Here is a 14,927-nt window from a genome sequence, read left to right as displayed (position 1 = left end):
GGCGGTTTTGATACGTGGTCAAGAGAAAATTATGTTTATTTTTTAAAATCCAACAGCTCGAAAGAAAATCGACGGACAAGCTTGTTCAGCGTCTTGACTTGTGCAAACACGGAAGCAACCGGGCTCTTGAAGCAAATACGGCACAAAGACACCAGCATCAGATATTGTTATTTGCCCGATAATCAGCGGAAGCCAACATGCCCGGAGGGGCACGGTTGGAGCGCCTTTTATGCGACCTCGAACTCCGTAAGAGCCTGCGCCTCAACGGCTAGAAGCCACTAGAGGAGAAAATAAATGAGTCCCCTAACGTATTCCCAGAGCAGTAGCGAGATGACGCACTGCGCAACAAATGCGGCTATAGATGCGAGGGTTGGTATCCAGTAGCTACGCTTAGAACATGCAATAAAAACTGCTATAAAAATAATGCATGAGACAATATCGGGACCCAAGAGAATGAATGCCTGTAGATCATATGGCCACAATATTCCATGCATATATTCTGTAGGGACTTTACATGGACTGACGATATAGCTTTTTACAATTTCATAAGTCCCATATATTTTAAAAACTAAATATAGCGACGCAATCCAAAAAATGCCTATGCGAAGCTTGACACCCAGCCATATACTAAAAATCTGCCACAAGCTAGCTAATACAACTCCCACCACAAAGAAGGGCAAGTAGAAATAGCTTTGCCACCCAACACATGGCGAGACAAATCTATCGAAATCTGTATACAGGGCAGTTGGGAAAATATAAAAAAATTGCAATATAATGAGAAATAAGATATACAAAATTATTTTCTCATTTACGGCAAACATCTTATAAGTAGAATTCATGATGCCATTTCCTTTCAGCAGCATAAAACGCTAGTAGCGCAACACCGAACGCATAGCCTCAATGTTGTTTTTCTTATCCACTAAGCCCTAAAGTCAATCCTGGGACAAGTAGGTAACCTGCAAAATCTCCGCACTCTTACCCCGTCTACCTCATGTTTAAGCAGGTCAGAACCTTAAGACTACTGGGTAGCACACCTTATGTCTAGAGTGTTGGTTTTAAACTAAGATGGTATTTTCCATTGCCCACCTATCAAATATTCGGGTATGTTTAGACGCAATATATCGTTCCATCCCTCTTGTGAGGTGGTCTCATGACCCACACCCCTGTTTTTCTTTCGTTCCGTTCCAGCGGTCTACGACGCAGTGCCGCGTTGGCGATTCTTCCCATGCTTCTTGCTTCCTGCGGCAGCTCCACCAGCACGGCATCCAGCACTCCGGCACCCTCGAATACGACCGTGGCTTCCTCCCCGTCAGCTTCAAGCGCCACCGGGTCCGCTTCCTCTTCCGCGGCGAAGAAGGCAACCGCCCCCTGCCTTGAACCTGACGAAACCGCGAAAGCTGAAACCCTCAAGCAGCAGGAAGCCATCAGCGCCGACCGCGGAACGGCACTCCCCTCCTACGTCTCCGCGCGGCATGTTGTGCGCAACCAGGCGAACTTCCCCACCCGCGCCGAAGCTGAATCAGCAGGATCCGAGTGCCTGGCACTGTACGAGAAGAACAAGGCCGATCACACCTACGCTGCGGCATGGGTACGCGCTATCGATGACAATAACGTGGCAAGCGGAAAGGTAGCCTCCGGCCCGCGCACTGACATCCAGAGCGCCGACCCCTACAAGGCAAGCAACTATGTCGATATTCGAGAGGGCAAGGAGTACTTCCCGACCCGACAGGAGCTGCTCGCGGCAAACTACCCCGAGAACTACATTGTTGCTTTTGAGGCGTGGGCGCAGCAGGCGCCAGCCGATGTGAAGCAGAAGAGCGACGCGAACCGTGCGGCCGCTAAGGATACTCGCTGGTCTGAGGTGGTAACCCTGCCCAGCCCCGACAACCCTGTCTAATCGAACCCCGTCTAATCTGAGTCTGTTTAAAAATAGTTGTGGCGGTGACCGTTATTCGGTCACCGCCACAACTGTTATAGGGTGCAGGTTAGGGCAGGAGCGCCAACCCAAACTCAATAACGATCAGGGCTACAGCACACGCGAAGAGTACCCCACGCGGCACATTGAACTTCTGCCAGAGATCATACAGCTGGCTGGGAATCAACCAAATAACGAACGCCTGAAAGGCAAGCGATAACGCGGGGTTACCCCACTGAATAATCATCAGGGCAAGAGCAAAACCCACGCCGAGCGTATCCAGGATGCGCCGGTGCTTTAGCACCTGCTCCCTCTCCTTTTGATAGCTAGGGTTGTTTAGCAACCTTGGTGATGCTTTTTTCAGTTGACCCACAAGGATCAAAACCGCCAGCGGGATCAGAGAAATATCGAAGAACATGGGAACCGCCTTTCATGTTGGGGTTCGCTCGCTACGCCGGTGACGAGCTGATGGCGCACCATCATTGGTGAAAACTTCTCAAAAACAAGTAGTCTGCAACACGTGTATAACGTATTGTGGGTTACTTTACAGCACACATAGACCCTATTCAAGAGGTAAACAGCTCCCCCCCCCCCGAAAAATTTTTAAAAAATAAGGGCGCCGGGAACCCTACGTTCCCGGCGCCCACTCCCCAGCTGTTCATACCTCAGCGGGATTCAATTTAGAGGCGGAAGAAGCCTTCCACCGCGCGCGTCATGTACGCCATATCGTCCACATGGCACATCTCGCGCATCGAATGCATCGACAGCAAACCAATACCCACATCCACAGTGCGCATACCCAGGCGAGTCGCCGTAATCGGGCCAATCGTCGAACCACACGGCATATTGTTATTCGACACGAACTCCTGATACGGCACACCAGCCTTCGCGCACGCCGCAGCAAACACGCCAGCACCCACCGAATCCGTCGCATAACGCTGGTTCGCGTTAATCTTCAGCAACGGACCACCACCGGGCAGCGGCTGCACGGTCGGGTCGTGGTGACCCTGATAGTTCGGGTGCACCAGGTGACCGGCGTCAGCCGACAGGCAGAACGACGCCGCCACCGAACGGCGGTACTCCTCTGTGCTCTCACCGCGCGCAGCGGACAGGCGCACCAAAATATCCTCCAGGAACGGGCCCGCCGCACCACTACGCGACTCCGAACCAAGCTCCTCATGGTCAAACGCCGCAAGCATCACAGTCTCGGTAGCGTGCTCATCCGCGTTATCGGCAACGTAACGCTCCAGGGCGGTCAAACCAGCGTGCACCGAGGATAGATTATCCAGGCGACCGGAAGCGAACAGCTCCTGATCGGCACCAAAACGGCGCGGCGGCTGCGAATCAGCAAACAGCAGGTCGTAACCCACAATGCTCTGCGGGTCGACCGGCTCGCCGTCAATCACGTGCTTCGCCATGTAGCCGAGCACATCATTCTCCGCCGGGTCCACACCCCACACGGGGTACATGTTGAACTGCTTGTCCAGCACCAGTTCGTTGCGCTTGTGGTCCAGGTGCGGCGCCAGCTGCGGGATGCGCGCAATCGGGCCGGTGCGCACCAGGCGGTCCTTCAGCTCCCCGCCCTCAAGGACGGTGAGGCGGCCCGCCACGCACAGCTCACGGTCCAGGAAGGAGTTCAGCAGTGCACCACCATAGTTCTCCACGGCAATCTGGTGCCAGCCCTTCGTGGTGATGGAGGAGGAGGGCTTGACCTTCAGGGAGGGCGAGTCAGTGTGCGCACCCAGCACGCGGTAGCCGCTTGCCTTCTGCGCCTTCGCGCCGCCAGCCCAGGCGATAATCGCGCCGTCACGGACGACGAAGTGGCGGCCGGTTGCGATCTGCGGGTCCCATGCTTCGGTCTCTACAAGCTCGGTGAAGCCCGCTGCTTGCAGGCGGCGCGCTACCGTGCGCGCGGCGAGGTAAGAGACCGGCGACTCCGCCACGAATGCGGCGAGGTCTTCAATATTTTTTACAGCATCAACAGTCATGGTTTAACCCTACCTTTTCTTGGGTGTTGACGGGGTGACCGGGGCCGATAATCCACGCGGTGTGAAGTATGAGCCCTGGTGAGACTCGCATGGAGCGGGGTGGGCGGGCTGGGCTAGCTGGGCTAGAGCAACCCGCCGCAGCCTTTAGTTATCAACCTTGAGCGGTTGTGTTTCACGTGAAACCTCACCGCGGCGAGCGCGTGCGTTGAAGATCAGGCAGGCGAGCACCACGTACACGCCTTCCAGAGCGATGCCCTGCAGCGCATCCACGGGGGTCACGCCTTCGGAGGCGAACGGATCCAGACCAGCCACCATGGACAGCAGCATCAGAATCACGTTATTTGCCACGTGCAGGCTGATGGAGGCTTCCAGACCGCCGGTGTACCAGCAGAGGAAACCCGCGTAAATACCCATCGCGAGAATCGTGCTCTGACCCCAGGGGTCGTAGGCGTGGGAGAGCATGAACAGCACGGCTGGCAGCACAATCGGCAGCCAGGGGGTGCGGAGCCAGCGGCCCAGCATCTGCATCATGAAGCCGCGGTAGGCGAGCTCTTCGGCGTAGCACTGCACGGGCACCAGGAGCAGCATCATCGCCACATAAACCCAAAATTCAATCTGTGGAGGTTGAAAATAGCGGTATTCGGGCAGGCTCTCACCGCTCAACGCCAGCATCACGGCGTAGTAGATGCCGTAGACAGCGAAGCTCAAACCCAGGTACGGAAGCAGTAGCGAGCGGCGCAGACGGCCCGCCACCGAATGGATCAAACCCCAGGGCTTCGGGCCCACGACCAGGCGCGCCAAAAAGAGCGAAGGCACAATGGCGATCAGGGAGAGGAAGGTCAGCGCGAACAGCGCCGGGTGTTCCATAATGACGGCGCGGTTCGTAGCTACATCCTGGAGGGAAAGTCCCGAACCCATAATCGCCACAGCCAGGGCGACTGAAATGATCAGGTTGAGGCCAATAAATACGGCGACGCCGAGCAGACCTTCCAGCAGGGGTGAGAACCAGCGGGATTTCGGGTCGGCGTGGGAGAGACGGTGGTAGGCAAGACCTGCAACAGGCGCAGGAGCAGCGGGGGTTCCGGCGGCTACCTGCGGGGGTGCGGGAGGCGGTGTCGTGTTCATTCTTTAATCCTAGCCTCCGCGGGCTCGATGGTGACCGGGCATGCGGCAACCTTCAAGTACTGATTGATACGGAATGTTCCAAAACCATTGAAAAAGCCGTGAATAAGGCTAAAAACCCACCATTCACGGGGTTCATTTTCTGAACCTATGCCATAATTTGTAGCGACAATACGCTCATATACATAGTCGCTGATGACCGCTCTTCCGGGGTGTTTTTTCAGCACCAGAAAGGCTGCTTTCTTATGGCACTCGTCTTCAATCCGCCGCCCAACTGGCCCGCTCCTCCTGCTGGATGGGCCCCCACTCCTACGTGGCGCCCCGACCCCGCGTGGGGTCCCGTTCCTGAAGGCTGGCAGCTGTGGGTCGAAGAGCCCGAGCCCGAACCCATTCAGGTTGAAGAGGCTACTATTGAGCCGCTGATTCCCGAGGAGCCCACTGCTGAGGCGGCTCCCGCTGAGCAGGTTGCTGAGCCCGTAGTTGCTGAGCAGCCCGCCGAGGTTGCAGCACCGCTGACCGTTGAGGACGTTGACCTGGAGCAGCTCGCCGCTGAGCTCGAAGGTGAGCAGGTCGTCGAGGTTCCGGAGGTGGCTGCACCCCAGGCTGAGGCACCCCACGTTGAGGCACAGCAGGTAGAGGCACCCGCGGCTGAGTCCGTTCAGGAGTCCGCTGAGGAGTCCTCCGAGCCCAAGCCGATGCGTCACCTGACTCAGGTTCCGCTGACCGGCACCGCTCTGCCCGAGCAGGTTCTGACCCCGCAAGCTTCCGTTGAAGAGACTGCGGCTGAAAAGACTGTGGCTGAAGCTCCCGCACCTGAGCAGGTTGCTTCCGAGCAGCCCGTTGAGGCGCACGTTGTTGAGGCTCCGGTTGCAGAGCCCGCTGTTTCCGAGCCCGCCGCTTCTGAGCCGGTCGTTTCCGAACCTGTTGCAGAGCCCGTTGTTGTTGAGCCCGTCGCCGAGGTTGCCCCCGAGGCACCGGCGGCAGCTGAACCGGTTGCTGAATCGGTTGCTGAATCGGTTGCTGAGGCTCCCGCCTCCACCGAAGAGACTGCCCACACTATCGAGAGCTCCCCGCTCGTTGAGTTCCACACCCCGGAAACCGAGCGCACCGTCAACCTGTCCGAGCGTACCGTGAACCTCTCGGAACAGCCCGGTCAGAACATGCAGCCCGGCCAGAACGCGCAGGGCGGCCAGAACGCGGCGTTCATCCCGGCAGGTCAGGCACCGAACGGCTTCCAGCCGAACCAGGCTGATGGTTTCCAGGGCCAGAACTTCCAGGGTGGCCAGTACCAGGGCCAGGGTTTCCAGGGTCAGGGCTTCCAGGACGGCCAGAACGTGCAGGGCGGCCAGTACCAGAACAACCCCTACCAGGGTCAGCCGTACAACGCTCAGCAGCCCTACGCAGGTCAGGTGTCCGATCAGGACCAGGCAACCGTGGCACTGAGCAACCCCTACGTCACCGAGCCCGCAGGTCAGGGCGAGGACGACTCCGAGAAGAAGGGTCTGTTCTCCGGCACCAAGATTTGGGGTGTTATCGGTGGTGCGTTGGCTCTGCTGATTGTTATCATCCTGGCGATTGTCATGCTGATTCCGCGTGGCGGCTCGAACCCCACCTCCGATTCTGCGGCAGCATCGAGCGCGGCGGCTACTTCCGCTGAGGCATCCTCCGCGGCGGCATCCTCTGAGGCTTCTTCCGCAGCGCCCGCATCTGAGAGCGCGGCAGCAGGTACTTCCGCTTCTTCCGCAGCACCCATCGCTGCTGCTGAAGCAAAGATGCCCGAGGGTGAGTTCAAGGAATACAAGAAGACCGTCGCCGACAACAAGGACACCATCGACATTGAGAAGATCAAGGGCGATGTGTCCGCAGGCCTGCTCTACTACGAGTTCAAGCCCGCAGACGGTGTGGTCAACGCCTTCATCACCAGCCGTGACGATAAGGGCAACATCGCCTCGGGTGTGAGCGTTATCGACTCCACCCGCGACGGCAAGGAGCTCAAGGGCACCGCATGGATTGACGCGAGCGGCCACTCCACCCCCACCCGCAAGCTGGAGCTGACCGGTAAGGGCGAATGGACCATCCGCGTCTACGATGCAGACTCCGCACCCCACTACAAGAAGGGTGAGAAGTTCCAGAGCACCATGAACTTCTACGCTTTCACCTACGAAGGCACCGAGGCAACCATGGAGTTCCAGACCAGCGGCCCGACCACCCGCGGCTTCACTGTTCTGAACGCGACCAAGAACGACCCGTTCTTCTCCTCGACCCTGTCGCCTGTGAAGAGCAGCATTCAGTGGGTTCAGAGCAACAAGAGCTACCTGCAGGTTCGTACCGACTCCAACGTTACCTGGAGCATCGGCACTAACTAGCGGCTTGGCTGACTAGGTCAGCAGGCTGGGTATAGAAGTATCCCCCGCATCCGTGATGGGTGCGGGGGATACTTTTATACCCGGTGAGGCCTGTGCACCTGCTGGAGGCGCCCGCCGCTTTAGCGGGAGTACCTCGCCTCCGCCAGCTCGGCGCCCGCGGCGCGTGCCGCATTTTCCACCAGCTGACGATTCGCCAGGTACACAAAGAACGTCACCAGAATAAACAGGTACATCAGCTGGTACGGCATGGTGCCCGCCATCAGGCCCAGGGAGCCTTCGGGCACCATCAGAATCTGATCCGAGCTGAAGTGCGGGGAGAACGCCAGCACAATCCAGAACGGCGAAATGTACATGCCCACCAGCGCCGCGGTCGCCAAAACAACAGCCAGTGTGAAAACAAAGGAGCTGACCCGCTGGTACATGAGCGGGAAGATCTCCATAACCACGGCGGCGAGCATCAGCGGGTACCAGGTGTTGTGGTGCGACCAGCTAATCGGCGAAATCTGTAGCATCATGAACGCGGTCAGCGCCAGCTGCGCCATGAGTGCGCGGGCACGAATCAGCGGAACCAACAGAACCGCCGTGACCAGCACAATCAGCAGAGTCAACGCCACCTGCACCACCGACAGGGCGGTAGCCGTCAGGTGATGCTGCAGGCCCGCGTGGGTCAGCGTACCCATAATCGACACGTTATCGAAGTAGCTGAACCAGCCCACACGCGAAGTGTCATGCACCGCATGGAACCAGAACGTCAGCGACTCCTCACGGATCACCAGGAAGCCGATACCCACGGTCGCGGCGAAGCTAGCACCCAGGGTCGCGATGCCCTTCCAGTCCTTACGCATGAGCAGCAGCAGACCGAACGCGAGCGGGGTCAGCTTAATACCCGCCGCAATACCCAGCAGCACACCGCGCGGAACGCGGGTTGCCGGGCGCATAAAATCGGCGAGAATCAGCATCAGAATGATGGCGTTAATCTGCCCAAAATGCGTGGTCAAACGCCACGGGCCGCACATCCAAATCAGCGCCGCAATCAGCGACACCATGCCCCAGTGACCCAGGTGCTTCTGCAACGGCAGACGCCACGAGCGGCTACGGGCGTAGGAGTACAGTAGGTACGCGCACCAGTAGCTGAGCGCACAAATAATGGCGGTAATCAGCAGCATGCTCTGCGGCTCGGTGAGGAACGCGAGCGGGTAGAAGAGCAGCGCCGCAAACGGCGGGTAGGTGAACGGCAGGCCGCGCGTGTGGAAGGTGTACAGCTGGTAGCCGTCCGGGCCGTCCGCGAGGGAGACAGCGCCCAGGCGGTACACGTAAATATCGTCAGCCGCCGCGTGCGTCACGTAGTCGAAGGCGTAGAGGGCAACCAGGATGAACAGCAGGTGCGCCCAGAGAGCGCCGCTACGCATGCCGGGGATGCGGTCAAAGAAGCAGGGACGCGCAGGCTTGGCGGGCTCTGTGGTGGGTTCCTTGGTGACTTCTTCCTTCGCCGCTTTTTCCGCGGTGGTTGCCGAGGGTTCGGCGGGCTCAACGACAGTTTCCGTGCTTTCTACAGCGCTCTCAACAGCTGGTTCCGCAACCGGTGCGGATTCAGCAACAGAAGCCGAAGCCCACGGAATCGTAGGCGCTACCGCCTCGGTGTTCTTCTCTACGTTCTTCTCTGCTTTCTTTTCAGTACTCTTCACGGGAGTCTTTTCTAGTTCCTTCTCACGGCTCACGCGGTTGCTTCCCGAGAAGCATCGGTACGTACAGATTCGGTGCGCTCGGTGACCAGGGCGCGGGCACCCCACCAGCCCAGCGGCGCATCGCTACGCACGGAGCCGTACTGCACGGGCTCAACCTGCGCGCCACGCACCGGGGCGGTCAGCGCGGCAATAGACCAGAGCATGACCGTAGCCCACAGGGCGAAGGAGGGAAAACCACCAATAGCCACGCCGGGCGCCCACAGGAACTCCAGACCGTTCATGTCCAGCTGGGTGATGCCGCCAATAATACGAGGCGAAATGTACAAGCCCACGCCAGCCACCCACGCCAGCACGCACGCAACCTTTCGCGCCGCGGAAGGCAAGTGCACCATAAAGGTGGGGAACGCATCCAGGATGAGAGCTGCCAGCAACAGCGGCAAGAGGACGTTGTGGTGCGACCAGCTAATCGGCGACAGCGCCACCATGAGGGTGCCGGTCACCGCCACCTGTGCGAGGGTCTTACCACGGCGTTCGAGCTGGTACAGCAGCACGGCAACCAGGGCAACGCTGAGCGCAGCCAAGGCGTAGAAGCCGAGCTTGAGGGCTGTGCCGTTCAGGCCGAAGTGCATGAGCCAGCCCTGAATGGAAATATTATCCACAAAGTTAATATCGCCCACGCGGGAGGGATCAGAAATGGCGGAGAACCAGAACTGGGGTGCTTCATTCGGCAGAAGAATAAAGCCAACCGCAATCGTGGTAAGGAAAGTAGCACCCAGGGTTGCGATACCCTTCCAATCGCGGCGCACCAGCAGAATCAGGCCGAAGACCAGCGGAGTAAGCTTCAAGCCACCCGCAATACCGACGAGCACACCGCGCGGCACACGGGTCGCCGGGCGCACAAAATCGGCAAGAATCAGCGCCATAATGAGCGGATTGATCTGCATGAGGTCAAAAGTACGTCGCCACGGACCGCACAGCATCACCACGATGGTCAAGGCAGCGATAGTTCCGGTACGGCCGAGGCGACCCTGCAGGGGCAACGCACGACCGGAAGTCTGGGCATAGTTATAGATAGTGGCCGAAAGCCACCAAGCAGCAGCCGTAGTTCCCAGCACCATAATGGCTTTGCCTACCTCAAGCGGCAGGAACGCAAAGGGCAGGAAGACGAGAGCCGCAAACGGCGGATAGGTAAAGGGGAGCTTCAACACCCCAATTTCAACAAATGCCGGTGCGTATAGATCCTTGGTAAACCCTTCATTATCGAAGATAGTCATGGCACCCATGCGGTAGATGGAAAAGTCCAAACCACCAAAAGGGTTAATAAGGATTTCAAAGAGGTAACCGCACACCACCATGAGGATGAGTGCCGCAATGGCGATTTTTCCCCAAATGGGGGTGGCGGATTCGGTCCTTATCACGAGCTACTTGTCCTTACCTTAATGCCGGCGGATGCGCGCGTAGAGTCGGCGGGCATCTACTTTTGGAATCCTAATAGTTTATCGCGCCCACCTGTGAAGGATGCATCGGGGAGAAGAATCCCCAGAGCAGATTCGCAAGGGCAGATTCACAAGGGCAGGTTCCCTCGGGTGCGCAAGCAGAACTATCACGCTACAAGCCGCCTTCATATGCACGTAATGTCTTCAAAATTGGTACTACTCGGGCAATATAATGGGCTTATTGGCACCCGCCCCAACGCAGGGGCTGATGGTGCCCAGCACACCGACGTCCACGAACAACCAGCAGTGAAAGCAGTGATCACGTGAGTGAACATCTCGGCACCCCACCCGAAGGCGAGAACACTAGCAGCAAGCCCGCAGGCGCGAACGTCTCCGGAGGCGGCTCCTCCGGCCTGAGCATTGGCATGCGTCCCGCTGAGGCGCCCGGCGCGAACCTCACCCCCGAAGAGATTGCACGCCGCGCATCCGGTCGCGGTACGTGGCATCGTCGCGCCTCCAAGCCCGTCTCCCACTGGATGTTTACCCTTGTCGGCGTACTTCTGCTGCACAGGTTTATCCCGAATAGCGGCTGGCTGATGGTGCACATCGTCACCCTCGGCCTGATTACGAACTCGATCCTGATTTGGTCGCAGCACTTCACCGAAGCGCTCATGAAAATCAAGATTCCTGACGAGCACCGCGGAACCCAGGTGCGCCGCATCTTCATTCTGAACGCCGGTATTCTCGTGCTCATGATCGGCATGGTCGGTCAGCTGAGCGTGCCCGGCCTCTACGCCGCCACGGTGGTGGGCGCCCTCATTGTCGGTTCGATGGTCGCCTGGCACGGCATCTACCTGCTGAAGCAGGTGCGTCAGGCTCTGCCGTCGCGGTTCGGTGTGACCATTCGCTTCTACATTGTTGCGGCGTTGCTGCTGCCCCTCGGTGCGGCGTTTGGCGGCATGATTGCCTACCCGAACCTGTCCGGCACCCTGCATTCGCAGTTCCTGCTCGCGCACGAGGCAGTGAACGTGCTCGGCTTCGTCGGTATTACCGCGGTGGGTACGCTGGTGACGTTCTGGCCGACCATGCTGCGTACCAAGATGGTGGATAAGGCGCTCACCCACAGCCTGCGCGCCCTGTACCTGATGTGCGGTGGCTTGGCGTTGACCGTTGTCGGCGCGATTTTAGGGATGCGTCCGCTTGCTGCTGCGGGTCTGGTCGTCTACCTGGTTGCCCTGCTGATTGTCGCCTGGGTGATGGTGCGTACCCTGCGCACCAAGCGCCCGAATGAGTACCCGCCCATGAGCGTGGGTATGGGCTTCCTCTGGCTGATTGTTGGTGTAGCAGCGACCGCCTACCTGGTGGCGACCGTCCCCTTCGCGCAGCTGGACATGCGCGCCGTGACCCCCATCTTTGTGGTCGGCTTCCTGCTGCAGCTGCTGCTCGGCGCGATGAGCTACCTGCTGCCGCAGCGTATGGGCGGTGGCCCGGCGGTGGTGCGCGCCTCCAACAAGGAGTTCAGCCGTTTCGCGGCGGCACGCGTAACCGCCGTGAACCTGGCGCTGCTCATCTTCATGATGCCCAGCTCCATGGTGGGCCAGTCCATTAAGATTGCCGTCGCTATCGTGGGTGCGTTGGCGCTCATGGCGTTCATTCCGCTCATGGTGCGCGGCGTGAAGGCGTCCGTGAACACCCGCAAGGAAATGATGGCGGCACGCGCCCGCGGCGAGAAGCCCGTCTTCAACCAGGAGGCGCTCACCCCCGAACCCGTCCCGCACGCCAAGCAGAGCTTCCAGGCGGCACTCGCGGTTGCCATGGCGTTCCTGCTGGGCTTCGCCGTGAACCCGTCCGCGTTGAACCTGCCGTCGTTCTCCTCGGCGGGCTCTGTGGCTGCGACCGGTCAGACCACCACCGTGCAGGTGAAGGCGACCAGCAACTACCGTTTCACCCCCGCCGAGGTGGAGGTCCCCGCCGGTAACCGCCTGGTCGTCGAGGTCACCAACGACGACAAGGGCATGACCCACGACCTGACCTTCGACAACGGTGCGACCACCGGCGTTATCAACCCCGGCGAAACGAAAACCGTTGATGCCGGTGTCATTACCGCCGACCAGGAAGGCTACTGCTCTGTGGCGGGTCACCGCTCCCTGGGCATGGTGTTCAAGGTGAAGGCGACCGGCGCCTCCGCAAACCAGGTGGCGCAGGGTGGCCACAACCACGGTTCTACGGGCACCCACAACCACGCCGCGTCGGGTAGCACTCCGACCCTCATGACCGTTGCGAACAGCAGGATTGACATGTCCGCAGCGCCCGGCAGCGGCTACAAGTACCGCGACCCGAACATCCCGGCACCGAACACCGCCACACAGGTGAACGGCAAGACCGTCCGCAAGGTCACCCTGGAAGTTGAGGAAGTCGACCGCGAGGTGGCGCCCGGCGTGACCGTTCACATGTGGACGTTCAACGGGCAGAACATGGCACCGATTCTGCGCGGCAAGGTCGGCGACATTTTTGAAATTACACTCATCAATAACGGCACGATGGGCCACTCGCTGGACTTCCACGCGGGCATGGTCTCCCCCGATAACACGATGAAGACCATCGCCCCCGGTGAGCGTCTCGTCTACCGTTTTGAGGCGAAGGGTGCCGGTATCTGGCTGTACCACTGCGGCACCGCCCCGCTGAGCCTGCACATGACCCAGGGCATGTACGGCGCGGTCATCATTGACCCGGCGGACCTTGACCCGGTCGATCATGAGTACGTGATGGTTCAGGGCGAGGCGTACCTGCACGACACCGGCAAGACCGCCTCCGACGGTAACAAGCTGGCGGAGAACTCGCCGGAGCTGATTGCGGCGGGCACCCCCACGCTGACCATGTTCAACGGCCACGCAACCCAGTACAAGGCGAAGCCGCTGCAGGTGAAGAAGGGCGAGCGTATCCGTGTTTGGGTAATGGCTGCGGGCCCGAACCACGGCACGAGCTTCCACGTGGTCGGTTCGCAGTTCGACACGGTCTACAAGGAGGGCGGCTACCTGATGCGCCGCGGCGCAGATGCGTTCGGTAGCCGTGACGGCCACAGCCAGGCACTCGATTTGGCGCCCGCTCAGGGCGGCTTCGTGGAGATGCAGTTCCTAGAGTCTGGCACGTACACGTTCGTGAATCACTCCTTCTCGGAGATGGAGCGCGGTGCCGCCGGCAAGATCGTGGTGACGAACCGTTAGGGACTCCTGAAGCTCCCCATCATGGATTGACCCCGCCTGGTGCTCCCTGTCAAAGGTGTACCGGGTGGGGTCATCCTTCACGTGCACGGAGTCTGTACCTGCACTTGATGTTGACTCCGGTAAAGACGCGCCAAGAACTCTCTGACTATGGTTTTCACCTCAACGGAGGGGAGTTTTTTCACCATAAACGGCGATGGTGCGCTAGTCTATAGGAATGGCAGATAGCACTTCGGGCGCCCCTTCCGAGCGTAACGCTACGAGCGCCTCCAACCACATTTCCGTTCCGGCGGATCAACAAATTTCTCCTCGGCAGCGTAAAGCTTTCCCGCTTCGCTTTCTCGCCGGGGTTCTTGCGCATTGGCAGATTATTGCCTCTGCGGTCCTTCTGGGTGGCGGTGTTGCCGGCCTGGCAGCCACCTATGACGACTACTGCGGCATGACGGAGCTTTCGTATGCTCCGGCGGCTCTCCGATCCGATTTTGAGGAGGGCTCTAAGGTGGCGGGTTTCCGCCCCGGCGTACTGGCGGCGCAGATTGAGACCGAGAGCCACTGGCGTGTGGGCGTTGAGTCCCACCAGGGCGCTAAGGGTATTGCACAGTTCACTGATGACGCGTGGAGCGGCGGCCACTACAGCTTCGGCAATGGCGGTAATGTTCTGAACCCGCACGATGCGATTGCGGCGCAGGCACGCTACTTGGCTGAGTTGCGTACTCGTTTGGCGAAGTACGCTTCCAATGAGGATGAGCTGCAGGATGTGGTTCTCGCCGGTTATAACGCGGGTCCGGGTTCTGTGGAGAAGTACGGCGGTGTTCCCCCGTATGAGGAGACTCAGAATTATGTGAAGTCGATTCGCGAGCTGGCGAATTCGAAGTATAAGCTGACCTGCTCCCCCGAGTACCAGTTCAAGCAGGCGAAGTTGAGCTTCGTTAATGGTGTGACTCCGGCGATGGCTGGTGTTCATGCGGACGGTACAGCTCTGTCCCCGGAGGAGTCGGCATCGGCTGCGGCGGAGGCTTCTGCGAGTGCTTCGGCTCGTGCATCTGCGAGCGGTTCTGCAGGTTCTTCGGTGAAGCCTTCGACAACGAGTTCCGGCCGCTAGATTTAGCTTTATTGAGTATTCCACCAGGCTATATAGCCGTCTGGGAATATTCCGTTTTATCGGCTCTTCAGAGTTGAGTGTGGTTGGAGGCA

The 14,927-nt window shown here is 59.2% G+C and carries 9 protein-coding genes; 4 read left to right on the top strand and 5 right to left on the bottom strand.

Going from position 1 to position 14,927, the window contains the following annotated elements:
* The first annotated feature begins 1,150 nt into the window (after positions 1 to 1,150).
* Positions 1,151 to 1,897, top strand: coding sequence for a hypothetical protein (locus HMPREF2884_RS06200; RefSeq protein WP_070616297.1), 747 nt, complete (start codon positions 1,151 to 1,153; stop codon positions 1,895 to 1,897).
* A gap of 88 nt (positions 1,898 to 1,985) precedes the next feature.
* On the opposite strand, the gene HMPREF2884_RS06195 is transcribed toward HMPREF2884_RS06200, so the two are convergent.
* From HMPREF2884_RS06195 to HMPREF2884_RS06185, 3 genes are all read right to left on the bottom strand, one after another.
* The gene (locus HMPREF2884_RS06195) at positions 1,986 to 2,333 is read right to left on the bottom strand and encodes a hypothetical protein (RefSeq protein ID WP_070616296.1); all 348 of its coding nucleotides are present in this window, start codon (positions 2,331 to 2,333) and stop codon (positions 1,986 to 1,988) included.
* Between the two features lie 262 nt (positions 2,334 to 2,595).
* Positions 2,596 to 3,903 (bottom strand): M18 family aminopeptidase, encoded by a 1,308-nt coding sequence (locus HMPREF2884_RS06190; RefSeq protein WP_005507304.1) that lies wholly within the window; start codon positions 3,901 to 3,903, stop codon positions 2,596 to 2,598.
* Between the two features lie 144 nt (positions 3,904 to 4,047).
* A complete protein-coding gene (locus tag HMPREF2884_RS06185) occupies positions 4,048 to 5,028 on the bottom strand; it encodes a CPBP family intramembrane glutamic endopeptidase (protein WP_070616295.1) in 981 nt (326 codons plus the stop codon).
* 242 nt (positions 5,029 to 5,270) lie between these two features.
* Here HMPREF2884_RS06185 and HMPREF2884_RS06175 point away from each other — a divergent pair, with 242 nt between their 5' ends.
* Positions 5,271 to 7,391, top strand: coding sequence for a hypothetical protein (locus HMPREF2884_RS06175; protein WP_070616294.1), 2,121 nt, complete (start codon positions 5,271 to 5,273; stop codon positions 7,389 to 7,391).
* A gap of 119 nt (positions 7,392 to 7,510) precedes the next feature.
* Here the strand turns inward: HMPREF2884_RS06175 and HMPREF2884_RS06170 are convergent, their stop codons facing one another.
* Together HMPREF2884_RS06170 and HMPREF2884_RS06165 are read right to left on the bottom strand one after the other, a co-directional pair.
* Positions 7,511 to 9,076 (bottom strand): glycosyltransferase 87 family protein, encoded by a 1,566-nt coding sequence (locus HMPREF2884_RS06170; protein ID WP_246827938.1) that lies wholly within the window; start codon positions 9,074 to 9,076, stop codon positions 7,511 to 7,513.
* 29 nt (positions 9,077 to 9,105) lie between these two features.
* The gene (locus HMPREF2884_RS06165; RefSeq protein WP_070616292.1) at positions 9,106 to 10,494 is read right to left on the bottom strand and encodes a glycosyltransferase 87 family protein; all 1,389 of its coding nucleotides are present in this window, start codon (positions 10,492 to 10,494) and stop codon (positions 9,106 to 9,108) included.
* Between the two features lie 341 nt (positions 10,495 to 10,835).
* On the opposite strand from HMPREF2884_RS06165, the gene HMPREF2884_RS06160 reads away from it, so the two are divergent.
* Together HMPREF2884_RS06160 and HMPREF2884_RS09470 are read left to right on the top strand one after the other, a co-directional pair.
* On the top strand, positions 10,836 to 13,736 hold the full coding sequence (locus HMPREF2884_RS06160) for a multicopper oxidase domain-containing protein (protein ID WP_070616291.1): 2,901 nt from the start codon (positions 10,836 to 10,838) through the stop codon (positions 13,734 to 13,736).
* Between the two features lie 214 nt (positions 13,737 to 13,950).
* Positions 13,951 to 14,835, top strand: coding sequence for a lytic transglycosylase domain-containing protein (locus HMPREF2884_RS09470; RefSeq protein WP_049346496.1), 885 nt, complete (start codon positions 13,951 to 13,953; stop codon positions 14,833 to 14,835).
* The last annotated feature ends 92 nt before the right edge of the window (positions 14,836 to 14,927 follow it).

It is taken from the genome of Rothia sp. HMSC073B08 (genome assembly GCF_001812975.1).
Taxonomy (GTDB): Bacteria; Actinomycetota; Actinomycetes; order Actinomycetales; family Micrococcaceae; genus Rothia; species Rothia mucilaginosa.
This window is presented reverse-complemented; position numbering and strand designations above follow the sequence as displayed.